The sequence below is a fragment of the Roseibium algae genome (assembly GCF_037783265.1).
In the GTDB taxonomy this organism is placed as follows: Bacteria; Pseudomonadota; Alphaproteobacteria; order Rhizobiales; family Stappiaceae; genus Roseibium; species Roseibium algae.
In genome coordinates this window covers 288598-304582 of the sequence record NZ_JBAKIA010000002.1, presented here as the reverse complement: position 1 = coordinate 304582, position 15985 = coordinate 288598, and the positions used below count along the sequence as shown (strand labels likewise).

The 15985-nt window shown below is 54.2% G+C and carries 15 protein-coding genes; 7 read left to right on the top strand and 8 right to left on the bottom strand.

Annotated elements, in window-relative coordinates:
* Nucleotides 1-74 precede the first annotated feature (74 nt).
* The gene (locus V6575_RS05080) at nt 75-1313 is read right to left on the bottom strand and encodes an MFS transporter (RefSeq protein WP_340273030.1); all 1239 of its coding nucleotides are present in this window, start codon (nt 1311-1313) and stop codon (nt 75-77) included.
* A gap of 419 nt (nt 1314-1732) precedes the next feature.
* Between V6575_RS05080 and nadA the strand changes: the two genes are divergently transcribed.
* The 3 genes from nadA to nadC all read left to right on the top strand — a co-directional run bounded on the left by nadA (nt 1733) and on the right by nadC (nt 5354).
* The gene (gene nadA / locus V6575_RS05075; RefSeq protein ID WP_422785530.1) at nt 1733-2776 is read left to right on the top strand and encodes a quinolinate synthase NadA; all 1044 of its coding nucleotides are present in this window, start codon (nt 1733-1735) and stop codon (nt 2774-2776) included.
* A gap of 91 nt (nt 2777-2867) precedes the next feature.
* The gene (locus V6575_RS05070) at nt 2868-4490 is read left to right on the top strand and encodes an L-aspartate oxidase (protein ID WP_340273028.1); all 1623 of its coding nucleotides are present in this window, start codon (nt 2868-2870) and stop codon (nt 4488-4490) included.
* Nucleotides 4491-4493: 3 nt separating this feature from the next.
* On the top strand, nt 4494-5354 hold the full coding sequence (nadC, locus tag V6575_RS05065; RefSeq protein WP_340273027.1) for a carboxylating nicotinate-nucleotide diphosphorylase: 861 nt from the start codon (nt 4494-4496) through the stop codon (nt 5352-5354).
* 114 nt (nt 5355-5468) lie between these two features.
* On the opposite strand, the gene V6575_RS05060 is transcribed toward nadC, so the two are convergent.
* Nucleotides 5469-6062 (bottom strand): HupE/UreJ family protein, encoded by a 594-nt coding sequence (locus V6575_RS05060; protein ID WP_340273026.1) that lies wholly within the window; start codon nt 6060-6062, stop codon nt 5469-5471.
* A gap of 435 nt (nt 6063-6497) precedes the next feature.
* Here V6575_RS05060 and V6575_RS05055 point away from each other — a divergent pair, with 435 nt between their 5' ends.
* On the top strand, nt 6498-6818 hold the full coding sequence (locus tag V6575_RS05055; protein ID WP_340273025.1) for a hypothetical protein: 321 nt from the start codon (nt 6498-6500) through the stop codon (nt 6816-6818).
* A gap of 180 nt (nt 6819-6998) precedes the next feature.
* On the opposite strand, the gene V6575_RS05050 is transcribed toward V6575_RS05055, so the two are convergent.
* The 5 genes from V6575_RS05050 to ygfZ form a co-directional block, all read right to left on the bottom strand.
* Nucleotides 6999-8255 carry a cell wall hydrolase gene (locus tag V6575_RS05050; RefSeq protein ID WP_340273024.1) on the bottom strand — a complete coding sequence of 419 codons (1257 nt, stop codon included), beginning with the start codon at nt 8253-8255 and terminating at the stop codon, nt 6999-7001.
* 214 nt (nt 8256-8469) lie between these two features.
* On the bottom strand, nt 8470-9453 hold the full coding sequence (locus tag V6575_RS05045; RefSeq protein WP_340273023.1) for an NUDIX hydrolase: 984 nt from the start codon (nt 9451-9453) through the stop codon (nt 8470-8472).
* A gap of 24 nt (nt 9454-9477) precedes the next feature.
* The gene (locus V6575_RS05040) at nt 9478-9984 is read right to left on the bottom strand and encodes a tyrosine phosphatase family protein (RefSeq protein WP_340273022.1); all 507 of its coding nucleotides are present in this window, start codon (nt 9982-9984) and stop codon (nt 9478-9480) included.
* Nucleotides 9985-10045: 61 nt separating this feature from the next.
* Nucleotides 10046-10702 carry a YfbR-like 5'-deoxynucleotidase gene (locus V6575_RS05035; protein ID WP_340273021.1) on the bottom strand — a complete coding sequence of 219 codons (657 nt, stop codon included), beginning with the start codon at nt 10700-10702 and terminating at the stop codon, nt 10046-10048.
* Between the two features lie 47 nt (nt 10703-10749).
* Nucleotides 10750-11664 carry a CAF17-like 4Fe-4S cluster assembly/insertion protein YgfZ gene (gene ygfZ / locus V6575_RS05030; RefSeq protein WP_340273020.1) on the bottom strand — a complete coding sequence of 305 codons (915 nt, stop codon included), beginning with the start codon at nt 11662-11664 and terminating at the stop codon, nt 10750-10752.
* A gap of 172 nt (nt 11665-11836) precedes the next feature.
* On the opposite strand from ygfZ, the gene V6575_RS05025 reads away from it, so the two are divergent.
* The gene (locus tag V6575_RS05025; RefSeq protein WP_340273351.1) at nt 11837-13171 is read left to right on the top strand and encodes a dihydroorotase; all 1335 of its coding nucleotides are present in this window, start codon (nt 11837-11839) and stop codon (nt 13169-13171) included.
* Nucleotides 13172-13183: 12 nt separating this feature from the next.
* Here the strand turns inward: V6575_RS05025 and V6575_RS05020 are convergent, their stop codons facing one another.
* Complete coding sequence (locus V6575_RS05020; protein WP_340273019.1) at nt 13184-13438, bottom strand: DUF2061 domain-containing protein; 255 nt, start codon at nt 13436-13438, stop codon at nt 13184-13186.
* A 202-nt stretch (nt 13439-13640) separates the two neighbouring features.
* Between V6575_RS05020 and V6575_RS05015 the strand changes: the two genes are divergently transcribed.
* Both V6575_RS05015 and V6575_RS05010 read left to right on the top strand, forming a co-directional pair.
* Nucleotides 13641-14435 (top strand): helix-turn-helix domain-containing protein, encoded by a 795-nt coding sequence (locus V6575_RS05015; protein ID WP_340273018.1) that lies wholly within the window; start codon nt 13641-13643, stop codon nt 14433-14435.
* A gap of 206 nt (nt 14436-14641) precedes the next feature.
* Nucleotides 14642-15859, top strand: coding sequence for a L,D-transpeptidase (locus tag V6575_RS05010; protein WP_340273017.1), 1218 nt, complete (start codon nt 14642-14644; stop codon nt 15857-15859).
* Nucleotides 15860-15985 lie beyond the last annotated feature (126 nt).

Here is a 15985-nt window from a genome sequence, read left to right as displayed (position 1 = left end):
AACCCCTTGCCCAGAATATGTTTTCTAGGCAGATGGAAGTCAAGAAGCTTTCTGGGCAAGGGGCCTTGGTCAGGTTACTGAGTGGCGGTGGCTACCAGTCTTGGTACTGGCTTTTCTTCAATCGGCCAGTGAATGACAGCGGCAAAGAGGCCGAGCGCTATCGCGACCCACCAGATGGCGTCATAGGAGCCCGTTTCATCGTAGAGCTTGCCGCCGAGCCAAATGCCAAGGAACGATCCGATCTGGTGTGACAGGAATACAAAGCCGAACAGGGTTGCCATATAGCGCGGTCCGAACATGACGGCGATGAGGCCTGATGTCGGTGGTACGGTGGAGAGCCACAATAGGCCCATAGCGCCGGAAAACAGCAATACGGTGAGCGGTGATATGGGCAGCATCAAAAACAGGAAAATGACGGCAGCCCGAGCGAGATAGATCATCGACAGAAAAATCGGCTTTGAATAACGCCCGCCGATATAACCAGATGCCAGCGATCCGATGATGTTGCAAAGCCCAATCAAGGCAATTGCAGTCGCGCCCCAGGCAGGGTCCAGCCCAAGATCTGCGATATAGGGCGGCAGGTGGACCGTGATGAATGCGACGTGGAAGCCGCAGACAAAAAATCCTATCGTGAGAAGAATAAACCCACGTGTTTGAAAAGCTTCAGCCATTGCTTGTCGAAGAGTTTGGTTGGCGACTGCCTGGCTGGAGCCTTCAAGTGAGGCCTTGCCTTTGAGAGCAATGGCCATCATTGGAATGATCATGACAATGCCGGAGAAAACGATCAGCGTTTGTTGCCAGCCAATGCCTTCAATCAACTCGCTCCCGAGCGGAGCAAATAGAAACTGACCAAGCGAGCCTGAGGCTGTGCCGATGCCAAACGCCAGCGAGCGCTGCTCGGTCGTCACGATGCGGCCGAAAGAAGCCAGTACCATGGAGAACGATGAAAAAGCGATGCCCAGGCCGATCAGAACACCGGCAGACAGATAGAGCGCAACTGCGGTTTCTGCCTGCGCCATTAGCACGAGACCAATGCAATAGAGCACTGCGCCAAGGGTAAAGGTTTTCCAAGTTCCAAAGCGATCTGCAGACATGCCTGCGATCGGTTGTCCTATGCCCCACAGAAGGTTCTGGATGGCGATGGCTAGGGCGAAAATTTCCCGGCTCCAGTCCCGTGCTTCTGTCATCGGTTGAAAAAACAGGCCCATGGCAGAGCGCGGCCCGAAAGACACCAGGGCCACGATGCAGCCGCAGACAATCGCAAGCGGGATGTTGGGTCCGGTTTTCCCAGTGGTTGTCTGTATGCTTGGCACTGAAGGCCCTCTATGTAGCAAGAGTTGATTTTTGTGAGAACTTACACCGGGTTCTTAATCGCAGAAAATGATTTATTTTGAACGATTAATCAGTGTTGTGAATGGGATGGCGCCTTGGTGAGGAAGCGCTGTCAAATTCTTGATAAGCGGGATTGAAAATTAGCCGTCTTGCTTTCAGGTTTATTGAAAGTCCGTAAGGCGTTGAATTAATATGGTAAAATCATCAGATGTGCCGTGAGGCAATAAAATTGATAGATTTCCTCGTGAAAATCCCCTATATAAACTCGTAACGAGCAAAAGAAGTTATGCAGGGCTTATAGTCCGTTTTCTTTTGCGATAGATATGCTCATTCTGAGTATAATGTCCTGAGGGAGGTCTCCATGACCATCGCCAGTTCTTCTGTTGCCTTTGAAGGTGCAATGCCAATGGCCCCGACTGCGCTAGAGCGCTTCGGCAAAGTTGAGCGCCCGGACCTTGCCTATACACGGGAAGTCGCCGAGGCGACTGCGCCGATTTTTGAGAAGGTCAAGCACATCATCCCTGCGATCGAGTGGCCGGCGCTTGCGCCAACGATCCATGCGATCAACATTCTCAAAAGGCAGCGGAATGCGGTGATCCTTGCCCACAATTACATGACGCCGGATATTTTCCATGGCGTTGCTGATATTGTGGGTGACAGCTTGCAGCTGGCCATTGAAGCGACGCGCACGGATGCTGAGGTGATCGTACAGTGTGGGGTTCACTTCATGGCTGAAACCTCGAAGATCCTGAGCCCGGACAAGACTGTCCTGATCCCGGATATGAAGGCTGGCTGTTCGTTGGCTGAATCCATTACTGGAGCCGATGTGCGTGCCCTGCGCGAGCGTAATCCGGGCGTGCCGATCATCACTTATGTGAATACGTCTGCTGATGTGAAAGCCGAGTGCGATATCTGTTGCACCTCGTCCAATGCCTTGCAGGTGGTCGAGAGCTTTGGTGTGAATCGGGTATTCCTGATCCCGGACAAATATCTTGCCGCCAACGTTGGCAACAAGACGGACGTTGAAGTGCTGATCTGGGACGGGGCTTGTGAAGTGCACGAGCGCTTCACTGCGAAAGAGTTACAGGACTATCGCAAGATTGATCCGGGCATCAAGATCATTGCGCATCCGGAGTGTCCACCTGAAGTAGTTGCAGAGGCTGACTTCGCCGGATCCACAGCGCATATGATTGACTGGGTGAAGACCAAAAGGCCGGAAAAGGTGATGATGATCACCGAATGTTCGATGGCCGATAATGTTGCCAGCGAAACCCCTGGCGTTGACTTCATTCGTCCGTGTAATCTGTGTCCGCACATGAAGCGGATCACGCTAGGCAAAATCCTCGACAGTCTTGTCGATATGACCGACGAAGTTGTTGTTGACCCGATTATCGCTGAAAAGGCCAAGGTCGCGGTCGAGCGGATGATTAACTTAAAGAGCTGATCCGCTCTCTTCATTACTTCAGCACCCGTCGATTTGGACGGGGTGCCTGTCTCGGTCGCTTTCTGTGGCCGATCATCTTGGGAAATTTCCGATGGGCGTCTCTTTTGAGGACTTCGCCCCCGCACTTGCGGGCAAAGACGTTGATGACGTCGTCATTCTGGGTGGCGGCCTGGCTGGTCTGTTCTGTGCGCTGAAACTCAGCCCACGGCCGGTTACCGTAATTTCCAATGCCCCGATTGGTGAGGGAGCTTCGTCTGCCTGGGCTCAGGGCGGTATAGCTGCTGCGGTCTCCGAGCAGGACACCTTCGAAAAGCATCGCGATGATACACTCGTCGCCGGGGTCGGCCTTTGTGAAGAGAAGATCGTCGAGCAGATGACACGTGAGGCGGGGGACCGCGTCCGTGACCTTCTGTCGTTTGGTGTTCCCTTCGATCAAGACCTTGAAGGCAAGTTGCAGCTGTCTCGTGAGGCGGCTCATTCTGAGAACCGGGTCGTGCGTGTGCGCGGTGATATGGCTGGCCGTGCCATTATGGACTCGCTGATCGCAGCCGTTCGTAAAACACCTTCGATTCGAATTCTGGAAGGTTTCATGGGCGAAAGCCTGATGGGTGAGGGACGCTATGTGACGGGCGTTCTTGCTCGTAAACGTGGCGGACTTGAGCGTCTGGCCTTTCCAGCCCATGCAGTCGTGCTTGCCTCTGGCGGCATTGGCCATCTGTATGGGGTGACGACCAACCCAGGTGAGGCGAACGGTCATGGTGTGGCGATGGCCGCGCGGGCCGGGGCCGTGATTGCTGATGCTGAATTTGTTCAGTTCCATCCAACTGCCCTGAACGTTGGCAAAGACCCGGCACCGCTGGCAACCGAAGCCTTGCGCGGTGAAGGCGCACTTCTGATCAACTCTGCTGGCGAGCGCTTCATGGAGCCGATCCATGAGCTGCTAGAGTTGGCTCCACGGGACATTGTTGCCAGAGCAATCCATCGCGAGGTGACAGCTGGTCGTGGCGCTTTCCTCGATTGCCGTGAAGCGATAGGGAGTTCTTTCGAAGACCGCTATCCGACTGTATTTGCCGCTTGCAAAGATGCTGGCATTGATCCTGCCACACAGCCAATACCCATTGCGCCTGCCGAGCATTATCACATGGGCGGTGTATTGACGGATGCCAACGGACGTACATCGCTGGATGGTCTGTGGGCAGCGGGTGAAGTGGCGTCAACAGGTGCGCATGGCGCAAACCGACTGGCATCAAACTCTCTGCTGGAAGCTGTGGTTTTCGCAGCGCGCATTGCCGAAGACATTCAAGGTCTAATGCCGACACCGCGCAGCGCTTATTGGAATGAAATGGACAGCGAACCGGGCCTTCCAAGCCAGCGTAACAGTGAAGAACGCGATGCAATCACAGTGCTGCGAGAAACGATGAGACGAAATGTTGGGGTTGAACGGGATGCTGAGGGTTTGCGGCGCGCGCTTGTGGACATTGGCAAAGCGGAGGCTTCCTGTCACAGGGTGTCGATCCGCAACATGATGATAACAAGCCGGATTATTGCAGCTGCAGCTTTGAAACGTACCGAGAGCCGTGGTGGTCATGCCCGCTCAGACTATCCTGACACCGATCCAAAGCAGGCGCAGCGGTCCTACGTCAAGTTGAACGAAGTCAATACAATTGCAAATGCTGCCGTTGAGGCTGCCCAAGAAAACATATCCGGGAGTTGATCCATGAGTGCTTATCTTCCGGTTCTGCCGAAACTGATGGTCGATGAAGCTGTAAAAGCAGCCTTGCTTGAAGATTGGGGCAGAGCTGGTGATATCACAAGCCAGGCGACCATTCCGGCGGATAAGGGTGCAACGGCGATTATCGCTTCTCGCAAGCCCGGTGTTCTGGCCGGGTTGGAGCTCGCGGAAAGTGCGTTTCGTCAGACCGACAGCGATGTGCAGTTTGAAAGCCTGTCCGCAGATGGTGACCGGCTGGAACAAGGCACGATCGTTGCTCGTATGTCAGGGCCTGCCCGCGCTATTTTGTCAGCTGAAAGGGTCGCTCTAAACTATCTGAGTCATCTCTCTGGTATCGCCTCGGCAACAGCACAATTTGCCGATCTGATTGCCCACACCAAGGCAGACATCGTCTGTACCCGCAAGACAACGCCAGGCCTGCGCGCCTTTGAGAAATATGCAGTGCGCTGCGGTGGTGGTTCCAACCACCGCTTCGGTCTGGACGATGCTATTCTGATCAAGGACAACCACATCGCCGTTGCTGGCGGCGTCAGGCAAGCTATCGAAGCGGCCAAGGCCTTCGCTGGTCATTTGGTCAAGATCGAGGTGGAAGTTGATACGCTGGATCAGTTGCGTGAGGCTTTGCCGCTAACACCCGATGTTGTCATGTTGGACAATATGGGCCCGGATCTTTTGCGTGAAGCTGTTAGGATCGCAGGCGGTCAAGTTCTGTTGGAAGCATCTGGCGGGATTGAAGCTGATACCGTCAAAAACATCGCAGAAGCAGGCGTTGATCTGATTTCTTCCGGCTGGATCACCCACTCCGCGCCGATACTGGATCTGGGTCTCGATATAGAGATTGGTTAGATGAAGATCTAGTGTATTTGCGGGCGCTATCCTCGGCGGTGTGCCGAGGATGCAACTTGTTTGCAGTGTTTTACACTCGGGACAAAGCCCGAGAAAGGCGATAGCTGGTTTTGATTACCCAGCCATCAGGGCCAATCCGCATAGAGCCGTGACGCCGCCGAGGAATCGCGTAGCGATCTCGCCGCGTCGTGTTTCAGGGCCAAGGCCAACTTTGGCTCCGTAGCCGATCAGTACACCGGCTGCGTGCAGCAAGGCGGTCGCTGAAATGAAGCCAGCCGCATAGCCGAATTCTCCCGCTCCGCCGATTTCGCCGCCGTGGGCGTGGCCGTGAAAAAAGCCGAAAATGCCGACGAGAGCCATGCTCAGGGGCAAGGAAAACCTTGCAGCAATCGCCACAAGAGCGCCAAGGGCGACGACGGACGCCAGTATGACCGGCTCCACGAACGGTATATGCAGACCCGTTAGAGATAAAACAAAGCCTATGACCATTGAGCCGACAAAGGCAGTGGGAAGCCCCCAAATAGCTCTGCCGCCTAGTAAGGCCGCCCAAAGGCCAACGGCAATCATCGCGAGCACATGGTCAAGACCAAAGACGGGATGGGTGAAACCGGCAGCGAACGATCCGTGCGCTTCAGGGTCCACGTGGGCAAAGGCAGGGGACGTGGCCAGCATGAGAGCCGGGACGGCAAGGAGCCGAGGGTAATTCATGATGTGATCCTTCGAGATAAGTCGATCCGGCACCCCGGTATGGGTCATGCCTGAGGCAAGGAATAATCCTCAAGTCTGTCTTGTCAAACCTTGCGGGACCCTAGCCTGTTAACAGTTTGAAGTATCGTCTATCAAATAGACACGGGAGGCGTCTGAAAATGTGTCGCATTTTGCGTTGTTCTATTGATCATATCTCGTGCGCCAGGGCACGCTAATCTGGAAGGGATTGATAGGCGCTATGATGGTAAAATCATTATTAGCCCTAAATTTGCCGCGGGTGACAGTTTAGAAGACTATGGATCATAGTTCATCAATAGGAGCGACCTGACGTGCATCATGGTTTTTGAAGCAGGGTCAGGTGGCTTTCTGCGGTTCTAGGAGCGGAATAGGAAAAAATGGAATGATGGCCCATCAGCAGTTGGTTGGAGTATAATAATGGCACAACGCTTTTATTGTGCAGCGAGTGTAAGTGTTTTACTTGCCATGACAGCAACAGCAAATTCAACAATCGCCTGTTCGATAATATCGAATGTGCAGGGAGCCGAAAGTATTGGCCTTTACCGCCTTGCCGATGAGACTTCGGGAATTATACGGAAAATCCCACTCGGCGATTTGGTGGAATATCCGGCAGAAGATCTTGCGCCCACTCAAGCCGAAGGTTGGGCTTGGGTGAGGCATGATATCAATCAGGATGTTATTTGGCAGACTGGTGTTTACGGATGGATGAAGATCGAGAGTATTTCGGACTGTGGGTAATACCAGCCAAAGGAGATCGAATTAAAATAGCTCTGGACTTTAGGTTTAAGGCGGATTTTGACGCCCACTTCCAATTAGCAGCTCTATGCGCGTGCATCGCGGCAGATTACTAAGGTTGATGTCGATTGATGGGTTCCACCATTGTGGGCAGAGTTTGGTTAAACGAGGAAGGTTTTTGCGTCAATTCCAGCCACCGGCATAGGTCTTGTAGAAAATGTGCTCGCCAACCTGGCCGCGTTTGGCCATGGACTTCGCCCAACGGGGGGCGACGTAGGTGGCATGGTAGTGGGTCGATGCATCGACCATTTTCAGATATTGCTTGCCGCCAGTGACCTCTTTGGCGAGGCGTCGCGCGGTTTTCCAGCTGGCAGGCTGGGTAATGCGGTCCTTGATGCCGTCACAGGCAAAGGAGAACTGGCATCGATTCCGCTTGTGCTTGTTCTGATAGACAACACCGCAAATGGAATTTGGATAGGATGGATTCTTCACCCGGTTCAGCACGACCTGGGCAACAGCCACCTGGCCTTCTTCAACCTCGCCGCGCGCTTCAAAATAAATAGCTTCAGCCAGACAGCGTTGTTCTTTCGCCGAACCGACGGATAGTGGCAAGGGCTTTTGCGCCCACCAATGCGGGTTTTCAGGATCTTCTGGAGGCGGAGCATCCTGCTCGTATTTGGCTGCGCCAAAGAGCGCGTTGAATGGTTCCTTGGTGTCCTGAACCGAGTCCGGTGCATAGGCCGAGACAAGCGAGAAGCTGGCCGCAGCTGCATTGCGTGCTGACATCACCTGTTGCAGGTCCATCGGACCGTTCGAGCCGGGTGTTCGCGTTGGTATGCTTGCCAGCATAGTGGACTGTTGTTTGGTCAAAGGCTGTGGCTTGACGAACGAGACGCGTGGCAAATCGGCCCGTTCTGCATCGCCGCCGATCATGCTGGGTATTGAATAAATGGCACCCGCTGCCATATCGACCATCTGGCGGTCAGGCGCTAGTGTTATGTGCCTGTTCCCTTTTGAAGAGCGGTTGACTGCAATTTCGTCAGGGATTTCAGTTGGGGCGATTTCGGCAGCAAGTTTGGCAAGGCCGGACACATAGGTGTCGCGGACGCCATCGGCCGCAGACGTCAATGTCAGTTGTCGCGACCTCATTGGGTCAACCGCTGCTGAGGGATGTCTTGCAAGGGAAAGCCGTGGCGTGATTTCGGTCGCAAACTGGGCGGGTTCCAGCGCCATCATCCAGCGTGGGGCATCTGTCTGCTTTTGCGTCAAAAGAGACAGAATGTCCTGTTGTCCGATAGAACTGGTCAGGAACATGAAAGCAAGTGGGGAAGCGAAGACAAGGCGCTTCAGCTTTGTCCGTGCAACAGGCGGTTTTACCTGCGTTGCAGATACTCGTGATGTTGCCCTTTGCGAGGGCAAACGGTTACGCGGGCCAGACATACGCAGCCAACTCCAACTCGATACGCGTGTCCGGAAAACGCCCGGACGATACTGGTCATTTGAATCTTTCCAAATGCAATCAAATTGAGGGTGACGCTTTAACCTTGAAAGAGAGTTAATGGCCTGAAATTCTATTTTTCCCCTGCGTCACTTGATGCGAAATGCAAGCGTTATGGTTAAGCGCGGTTCGGCGAGGGAGAATAATAAGCGTTGTTCAGCGGCCGCCGAGACGAAGCCCTGGGGCGGGGCGTTCCTTCAAAAGTCCATGCCGGAAGCGAAACAGGGCCGCTGGTCGCCCACCCGTGGTGGTCGAGGTCGCACCGGTTGGCTCGACCAAATCAGCGTTCTCAACCAGCCTGCGGAAGTTTTGCTTGTGCAGGTGGCGGCCTGAAATAGCCTCGACCGAAGCCTGCAGCTCGGTCAGTGTGAAGGTGTCCTGCATCAACTCGAACACGACAGGTCGGTATTTCAGCTTGGCACGCAATCTGGAAATAGCGGTTGCCAACACGCGGCGGTGGTCGAAGCGCATCGGGCGACCAAACTTTGGTAAATGAGGGCGTTTCAGTGCGGCGGGTCGACCATCCGTCAGGGCCTCTTCCACCAAGCTGGCCTCATACAGCAGCTCATAGCGTTCCAGAGCTCGTTCTTCGTCCCATTCAGTGTCAACGGTGCCGAAGGCAAGCTTGAGGCGTTCCATGCGATTGAGCGCTCGGTGCGGTGTACCGGGCGGTGGCGGGATCTCTGCCCATGAGTTGAGCGCGGGCAGGATTTCCAGATCCAGCATGTTCGGACGGCCATTGCGCCAGTCTTCCCAAGGGAAATAATCGTACCAGCTTCTCCAGGCCGAGTGGTGTTTGGCCAGCACCTGTTCAGAGTCCGGAGTCTGTCGCGTCAGGGCCAGATAGCCAACTGAGACGACGTGCGGATCAGCGTCGTCCCGTGTCCGGTGTCTGCCTCTATCGCCAAAGGTGTAAAGCTGCTCGACATATCCAAGGCTGAGCGCCGTCTGGTCTTCGACCCAGGCCCTCAGGCCAATTTCAAATGTTCGATGATGTAGAGGATCAAATCGCCCGAATGGCAAGCTGTCCGGGTTTCGGCCCGCTCCGTTTCCGACCTGAACGATCTGAGGCATGTCATCCGAAACCGCAACAATGACGGCGTTGAGGCCGATTTCGATTGGGGCATTCGGCAGGGGCATGGCTGGTCCTGTTTGTTGACGGAGCTAGCTAATTGGCATTTCGAATGGAGTGCCTTCGAAGGCTGTGGCACCGCGACCGATCTCTCGAATGGCTTCGATCATTCGCCCTTGACGAGCAAGGATCTTGTCTGCCATGGCAACAAGCCTGCCGTTTGGTGTGGCAGATGGTGCACGGCGGCGTAGTTCCTGAGCCAGTTCCCGCTCGTTCCAGTCTGGGTTTAGCGCGCAAGCCGTGATGTAGGCCCCCGCAGTGGATCGGCTGATCCCGGCCCAGCAATGCACAACCATCGGGGATTTCCGGTTCCAGGTGCCTGCAAAGTCGAGCAGCTGATGAACATGGGCTTCTGCAGGCGGCACCAGGCCGTCGATCGGAATTGCGATGTCATTGAGGCCGAGGAAGAGATGCCGTTCAGGTAAAATGCAGTCAGGAGTGGGCACGTCCGCGTCTGCATTGATCAGCGTGACAAGGTGGCCTGCACCAACCTTGGTGACGGTTTCGTTCAGGCGAGACAGGGAGCAGACGTGAAGCATGGTGATCCGTTGATTTGTTTTCTGAGCGAATCGTACCTGCCCAAAGGCCTCAGGTCACCCGTTAACGCGACGACTTTTGATTGTTTTTCCCAGCTTCAATGAGAGCTTCTATCTCTGCAAAGCGATTAAGGAATAATTCTTGCGCTTCTGAGGCCGGAAGGGGAGTTAGCCCAAGCCGTCCTGGGATATCTCCCGTCGGCGTAAAACCGCGCACTTTGCCGAAAATCTTCGCCGCCTCGCTCTCATCGAAGCCTGCCAGCTCAATGGCTTCATAATAGGCGCAAATGATGTCTGCGCGTTTGGCCAGCTTCTTGAACGTTTGAGGGATCTCGGCAGGCAGGCCGAACCGAAGATGAATGGCTGCTTGCAACCGGCTTTCCACTGCCTTGTAGGAGCCGCCCATGACCGCCTTGAACGGCGAAATCATGTCGCCAATGACATATTCCGGAGCATCATGCAGCAAAATTGCAAGACGCCAATGTGGAGGCAGGTCCGGCTTGAGCTGAAGTGCGATGTCTTCAACAACGAGACTGTGTTCGGCGACCGAGAAGGCGTGATCGCCGTGGGTCTGGCCATTCCAGCGCGCTACCCGGGCGAGCCCGTGGGCAATGTCTGATATCTCGACATCAAGCGGCGAGGGATCCAGGAGGTCCAGACGGCGACCTGAAAGCATGCGTTGCCAAGCTCTTGGGGCGGAAGCGGACGTATCTGCAGGCATGATGTCTCGAAATTTGAGTGAGGACCGGAGATGTGGAACAGAGACTGTCAGACGTCTGCGGGGTCAGAAGGCCACGTAAACTTGGCCCACTCGGGAAGGTCCAATTTTACGTCGATGTTATCGCATATAAATGACACGCCTTTGTCATGAGCTGCCTTTGCCTTGTCAAGACGGACGAGCGCAATCCCCAGATGACGATCACCATTTTGAGTGCTGGATCCTAAAGTGCCAACGGGCTTGCCATCCGCTGTGATTGTGGCTCCTGCTTCTGGCAATAGGGCATCACTTGAGATCAGGATCATCCGTTTGCGTGCTGTTGCCCGGTGCTGCATGCGCGATACGACTTCCTGTCCGACATAGCAGCCTTTGGAAAATGAAACGCCGTTGAGTTGATCCATGTCTGCGTCATGGGGAAAGATGTCTGAATAAGCGTAGTCGGAAAGGCTTTCCGGGACTGCAAGCGAAATCCGGTGCCGTGCATAGACATCCGGTGTTTCTTCACTCGCTCCTGCCAGGACCATCGCTTTGCTCATATCGGCGATGACGCCCAAGTGCCTGTTGCCAAGGTCAGCCAGTCGCGGATCGGAAATCGTAACACCTAGAGAGGAAAAGGCGGGGCTGATGGTGGTATCAGTTGAGTGCCATGATGCGATAACCCCCATGGTGTCATCCAGAGCCTCGATCACCACCTTGGCGCGCAGCCGGTAGAATGTCAGCCGCTTGCTGAACTCTGCCAGCGTCTCACGTGGCGTATCAAGCAGATAGCCGTCTTCGGTCTTTGCTATGAGAAAATCGAACAGGATTTTTCCCTGTGGTGTCAGGAGCGCGCCGAACCCGGCTCCGGTTTCCTGAACCTGGTCCAGGTCGCAAGTGACGAGATTTTGCAGAAAATGCGTCGCTTCCTCGCCGCCGATTGCAATCAAACTGCGGTTTTTCAGGATTGCGTAATGCAGGTGGCTCATCGATAGGTCCCCAGCGTCCGGTGCGTATCATCTATGTGTGCGACATAGGTGGCTTTGGTCGCACGGGCAAGGTCAGAATTGGAACCGGCCATTCTGCCTGGAGACTGGTTCTTGGCCTGTCTACGGCGTATAAGGCGATCATCTTTTTGAAATATATACGGGAGTTATGACCTTGCCTCAAACCTATGACCTGATTCTTAAAGGTGGAACGGTGGTCAATCAGGATGGCGAGGCAGTTCGCGATGTCGCGGTGGGTGGTGGCCGGATTGTCGAGTTGGGGGCCTTTGATGCCGCCCAGGCTGGCGAAACAGTGGATTGCACCGGCCTCCATGTTTTGCCAGGCGTGATTGACAGTCAGGTACACTTTCGTGAGCCGGGGTTGGATCATAAAGAAGACTTGGAATCCGGGTCGCGTGCCGCCGTGATGGGGGGTGTTACAACAGTGTTTGAGATGCCGAATACCAACCCACTGACAACGTCCTCAGAAGCGCTGGCTGACAAAGTCAGTCGAGGTCATCACCGAATGCATTGCGATTTTGCCTTCTGGGTTGGTGGCACGCGGGAGAACGTCAAGGACATTCCTGAGCTGGAAAGGTTGCCAGGTGCAGCCGGTATCAAGGTCTTCATGGGGTCGTCGACGGGTGACCTTCTGGTTGAAGACGATGCGGGTGTTCGCGATATTCTCGGCACAACGCGTCGTCGGGTGGCTTTTCATTCAGAAGATGAGTTCCGCTTGCGCGAGAGACAGGGCAAGCAGATTGAGAATGATCCACGATCTCATCCGGTTTGGCGCGACGAAATTGCGGCGCTTCAATGCACGCAGCGCCTTGTTGGTAATGCGCGTGAAGTTGGGGCAAAGATTCATATTCTGCATCTGTCGACAGCCAAAGAAGTGGATTTTTTGATGGATTACAAGGATGTGGCCTCGATCGAGGTTACGCCACATCACCTGACACTGACCGATGAAGCCTATGAACGTTTGGGAACCTTGGTTCAGATGAATCCACCCGTCAGGGCAGCCCATCATGGAGAACGACTTTGGTGGGGTCTATCGCAAGGGATTTTGGATATTTTCGGCTCAGACCATGCGCCGCACTTATTGGAAGAAAAACAAAAGCCCTATCCGACGTCGCCTTCCGGCATGCCTGGTGTACAGACGCTGGTGCCAATTATGCTTGATCATGTGAATGCTGGCCGACTGTCGCTCGCGCGCTTTGTAGATATGACGAGCGCGGGGCCGGCACGTTTGTTCCAGACCGCACGCAAGGGCCGGATTGCTGCCGGATATGATGCGGACTTCACCATAGTTGATATGAAAAAACGCGAGACCATCAAGAATAATTGGATCGCCTCCAAGTGTGGCTGGACGCCTTACGACGGTAAAGAAGTTACCGGTTGGCCCATGGGGACATTTGTCCGTGGCCAGAAAATTATGTGGGATGGTGAACTGACAACACCTTCACAAGGTGAAGCAGTGCTGTTTCAAGATGGCTTGCCACGCAGCTGAGATAGCTCATTCTCAATGATGTAATTCAAACGGCCTGCCAACCTCGGCGGGCCGTTTATTTATGTGCGGTGACTGCCCCCAGGACACTCTGTTCCAGATTTTCTCATGAATGAAAAAGGCTACAAATCCGGTAACTGACGCGCTCAAGGCGAGTGCCATGGCAGCCCAGAGGGAGCCTGTTGCTGGATAGCTTAGCGCAGTGACTGTGATCAGGCCGAGCAATTGCCAGGTTACCGCCTTCAAGAGCGTGCGCTTCGTCGTATCCATGAAGTCGATGATCCAATAATGCGTGCCGGGTGGAGATGTCGGAATTATCTAATTGATATAAAAATGAAAAACAGGCTGGTGGAAGTCTGTATCTTCTCTGCATAAAGTCTACTTTGTTGATTTTAATCTCTGATGGTGATTATATTATTCTATGGATAAACGAGAACGATCAACTCTTTTTCGCCATCGCTTAGCAGAAGCCATGTCCCATGGGGACATGAGCCGGGCGAAGTTGGCCCGGATCTGCGGTGCGGACCGGTCAACAATTGCGCAGCTTCTGGGGGAAGGAGACGCCCGGTTGCCCAATGCGCATCTGGCAGCTGAATGCGCTTCAGCCCTGTCAGTCAGCGTCGATTGGTTATTGGGCCTGTCAGAACGCAGTGAGACGGCGGCAGATCTGCTGGATTCCTCTTTTCGTGTGACCGAGGCGGAGAGGTCCTTCGCCGATGTTCGGATCGATGAATGGCACCTGGAAGCGGCGGGCTACAAGATCCGCCATGTTCCAGCAACACTGCCGGACATTCTCAAAACGGATGCGGTCTTTGAGTTTGAATATGCCGCCTTCCGGGAGCGCACGCCTGATCAGGCAATTTCGGCCATGCGCAGCAGAGCAGATTGGCTTCGTCGTCCGGGCTCTGATTATGAGATCTGCTGTTCCCGGGAGCTCGTAGAATCTCTGGCGCGTGGCGAAGGATACTGGCGCGGATTGCCAAAGGCCGCCCGCGAAGAGCAGATCATACATATGGCGAGGTGTTGTCGGGACCTCTATCCCTCACTGAGGCTTTATTTATACGACACCAAGGTGGTGTTTTCCGCACCGGTGACTATCTTTGGCCCCCTGCTGGCAGTGGTCTATATCGGGGCGCATTATATGGTGTTTCGCGAAAGCCGTCAGATCCGGGCGTTGACAGACCATTTTGATCAACTGGTTCGGGACTCGGATACTGATGCGCGCTCTGTCGCGTCTGTTATGGAAGCGATGTTGGCATTTTCCTGAGAGATGAGCCGGTATCAGAACCCCTGCTCATCAAAGTGTGATCCCAGACACACGGCAAATACCCTAATGATGGTAATCTCTAAGAACCAGCAGGCATACCTTTCGGTAACCTTGTTCAATAACGTAAAATACATAGATTGATTTTAAGGTCCTGTTTGAACTTGAAGAGAACTTACGTAGGGGCTCTTGGGGAAATGGTTGGTGTAATGCGTATCAAAAAACCGGTTTTCAAATTGGATCTTTTGCGAGTCACAAAGTTGTCTGCAGCGTCTCTTGCCGTTTTGGCAGGGTTGGCCACAACTGGTCATGCCCGAGACAATCAGGCAGAGACTGATCGCACTATCCCGATGCAGATGCTGATCTCCCTTGAAGATCAAAAGATCGACGTTTATCGGGGAACCGAGCTTTTGAGTTCGTCGCCGATCTCATCCGGTCGCCCGGGCAACAGCACGCCAACCGGAGTGTTCTCCATTCTGGAAAAGCGCCGTAAGCATTTTTCCAATATCTATAACAATGCGCCGATGCCTTTCATGCAGCGGCTGACATGGTCTGGTATTGCCCTGCATCAGGGCAAGCTGCCAGGATATCCAGCCTCCCACGGCTGTATTCGCATGCCGCACACTTTCGCCAAGGATCTGTTTGGCATGACCGACAGAGGCATGCATGTGGTCGTGACCAACGCGAAAGCTGTTCCGGAGTTGATCCGCCACGAAATTCTGCCGCAGCCCCTGTCATTCGGTACCGAAGTTGCCAGCCTGTCCAAGAAAATGATTGAAGCAGACCCGGCCCTTCGCGGTTCCTTGGTAACGGCTTCCATTCAGCCTGATGCTATTGCGCCGGCGCCAGTGAACAAGAATTTCGACAAGCCGCTGCGGATGATCGTGACGCTGAAAAAGCCTGAAAGCGAGACGCATACGCTGCAGCGGTTGCTCAATCAAATGGGCTTCAAGGCAGGCTATGCTGACGGTGTTGCTGGGCGTAAAACGCGCGCTGCAATTAGCCTGTTCCAAGAAGGTGCAGATCTGCCGGTAACTGGCAAGATCACTGATGGTTTGATGCGGGAAGTTTATGCTGCTGCAGGCTATGAAAAGCCGCAGAATGCGACCCTCCGCATTCGCCGCAAGTTCAAGGATATCTACGAGGCTCCTGTGACGTTGATCGATGCTGACAATCCTCTGGGAACTCAAGTTTTCACCGCACTCGACTTTAAACCTGGCTCGACCTCCGTCGAGTGGATGGCTGTCTCCGCTGAGGGCGAAGCACATGGCACGCCGCGTAATGCACTTGATCGTTTGCAGATGCCGCCCAAGGTTCGTCGAGACCTTTCAGAGATGTTGACGCCTGGTTCCTCCCTGATCATCACGGATCGAAGTTTTGCCCGCAACACCGGCCTTGGCACGGACTTTGTAGTCATTACCCGTTAATTTCAGAGATCAGAGCTAAAAGCTTTTTCGCACGATTTTTCAATCAGGCCTTCGCATCGCGAGGGCCTTTTGTTTTTTGAAGATTGTTGCCAACCTCATGGGCGTCACCAAACTGTCGTCAGTTTC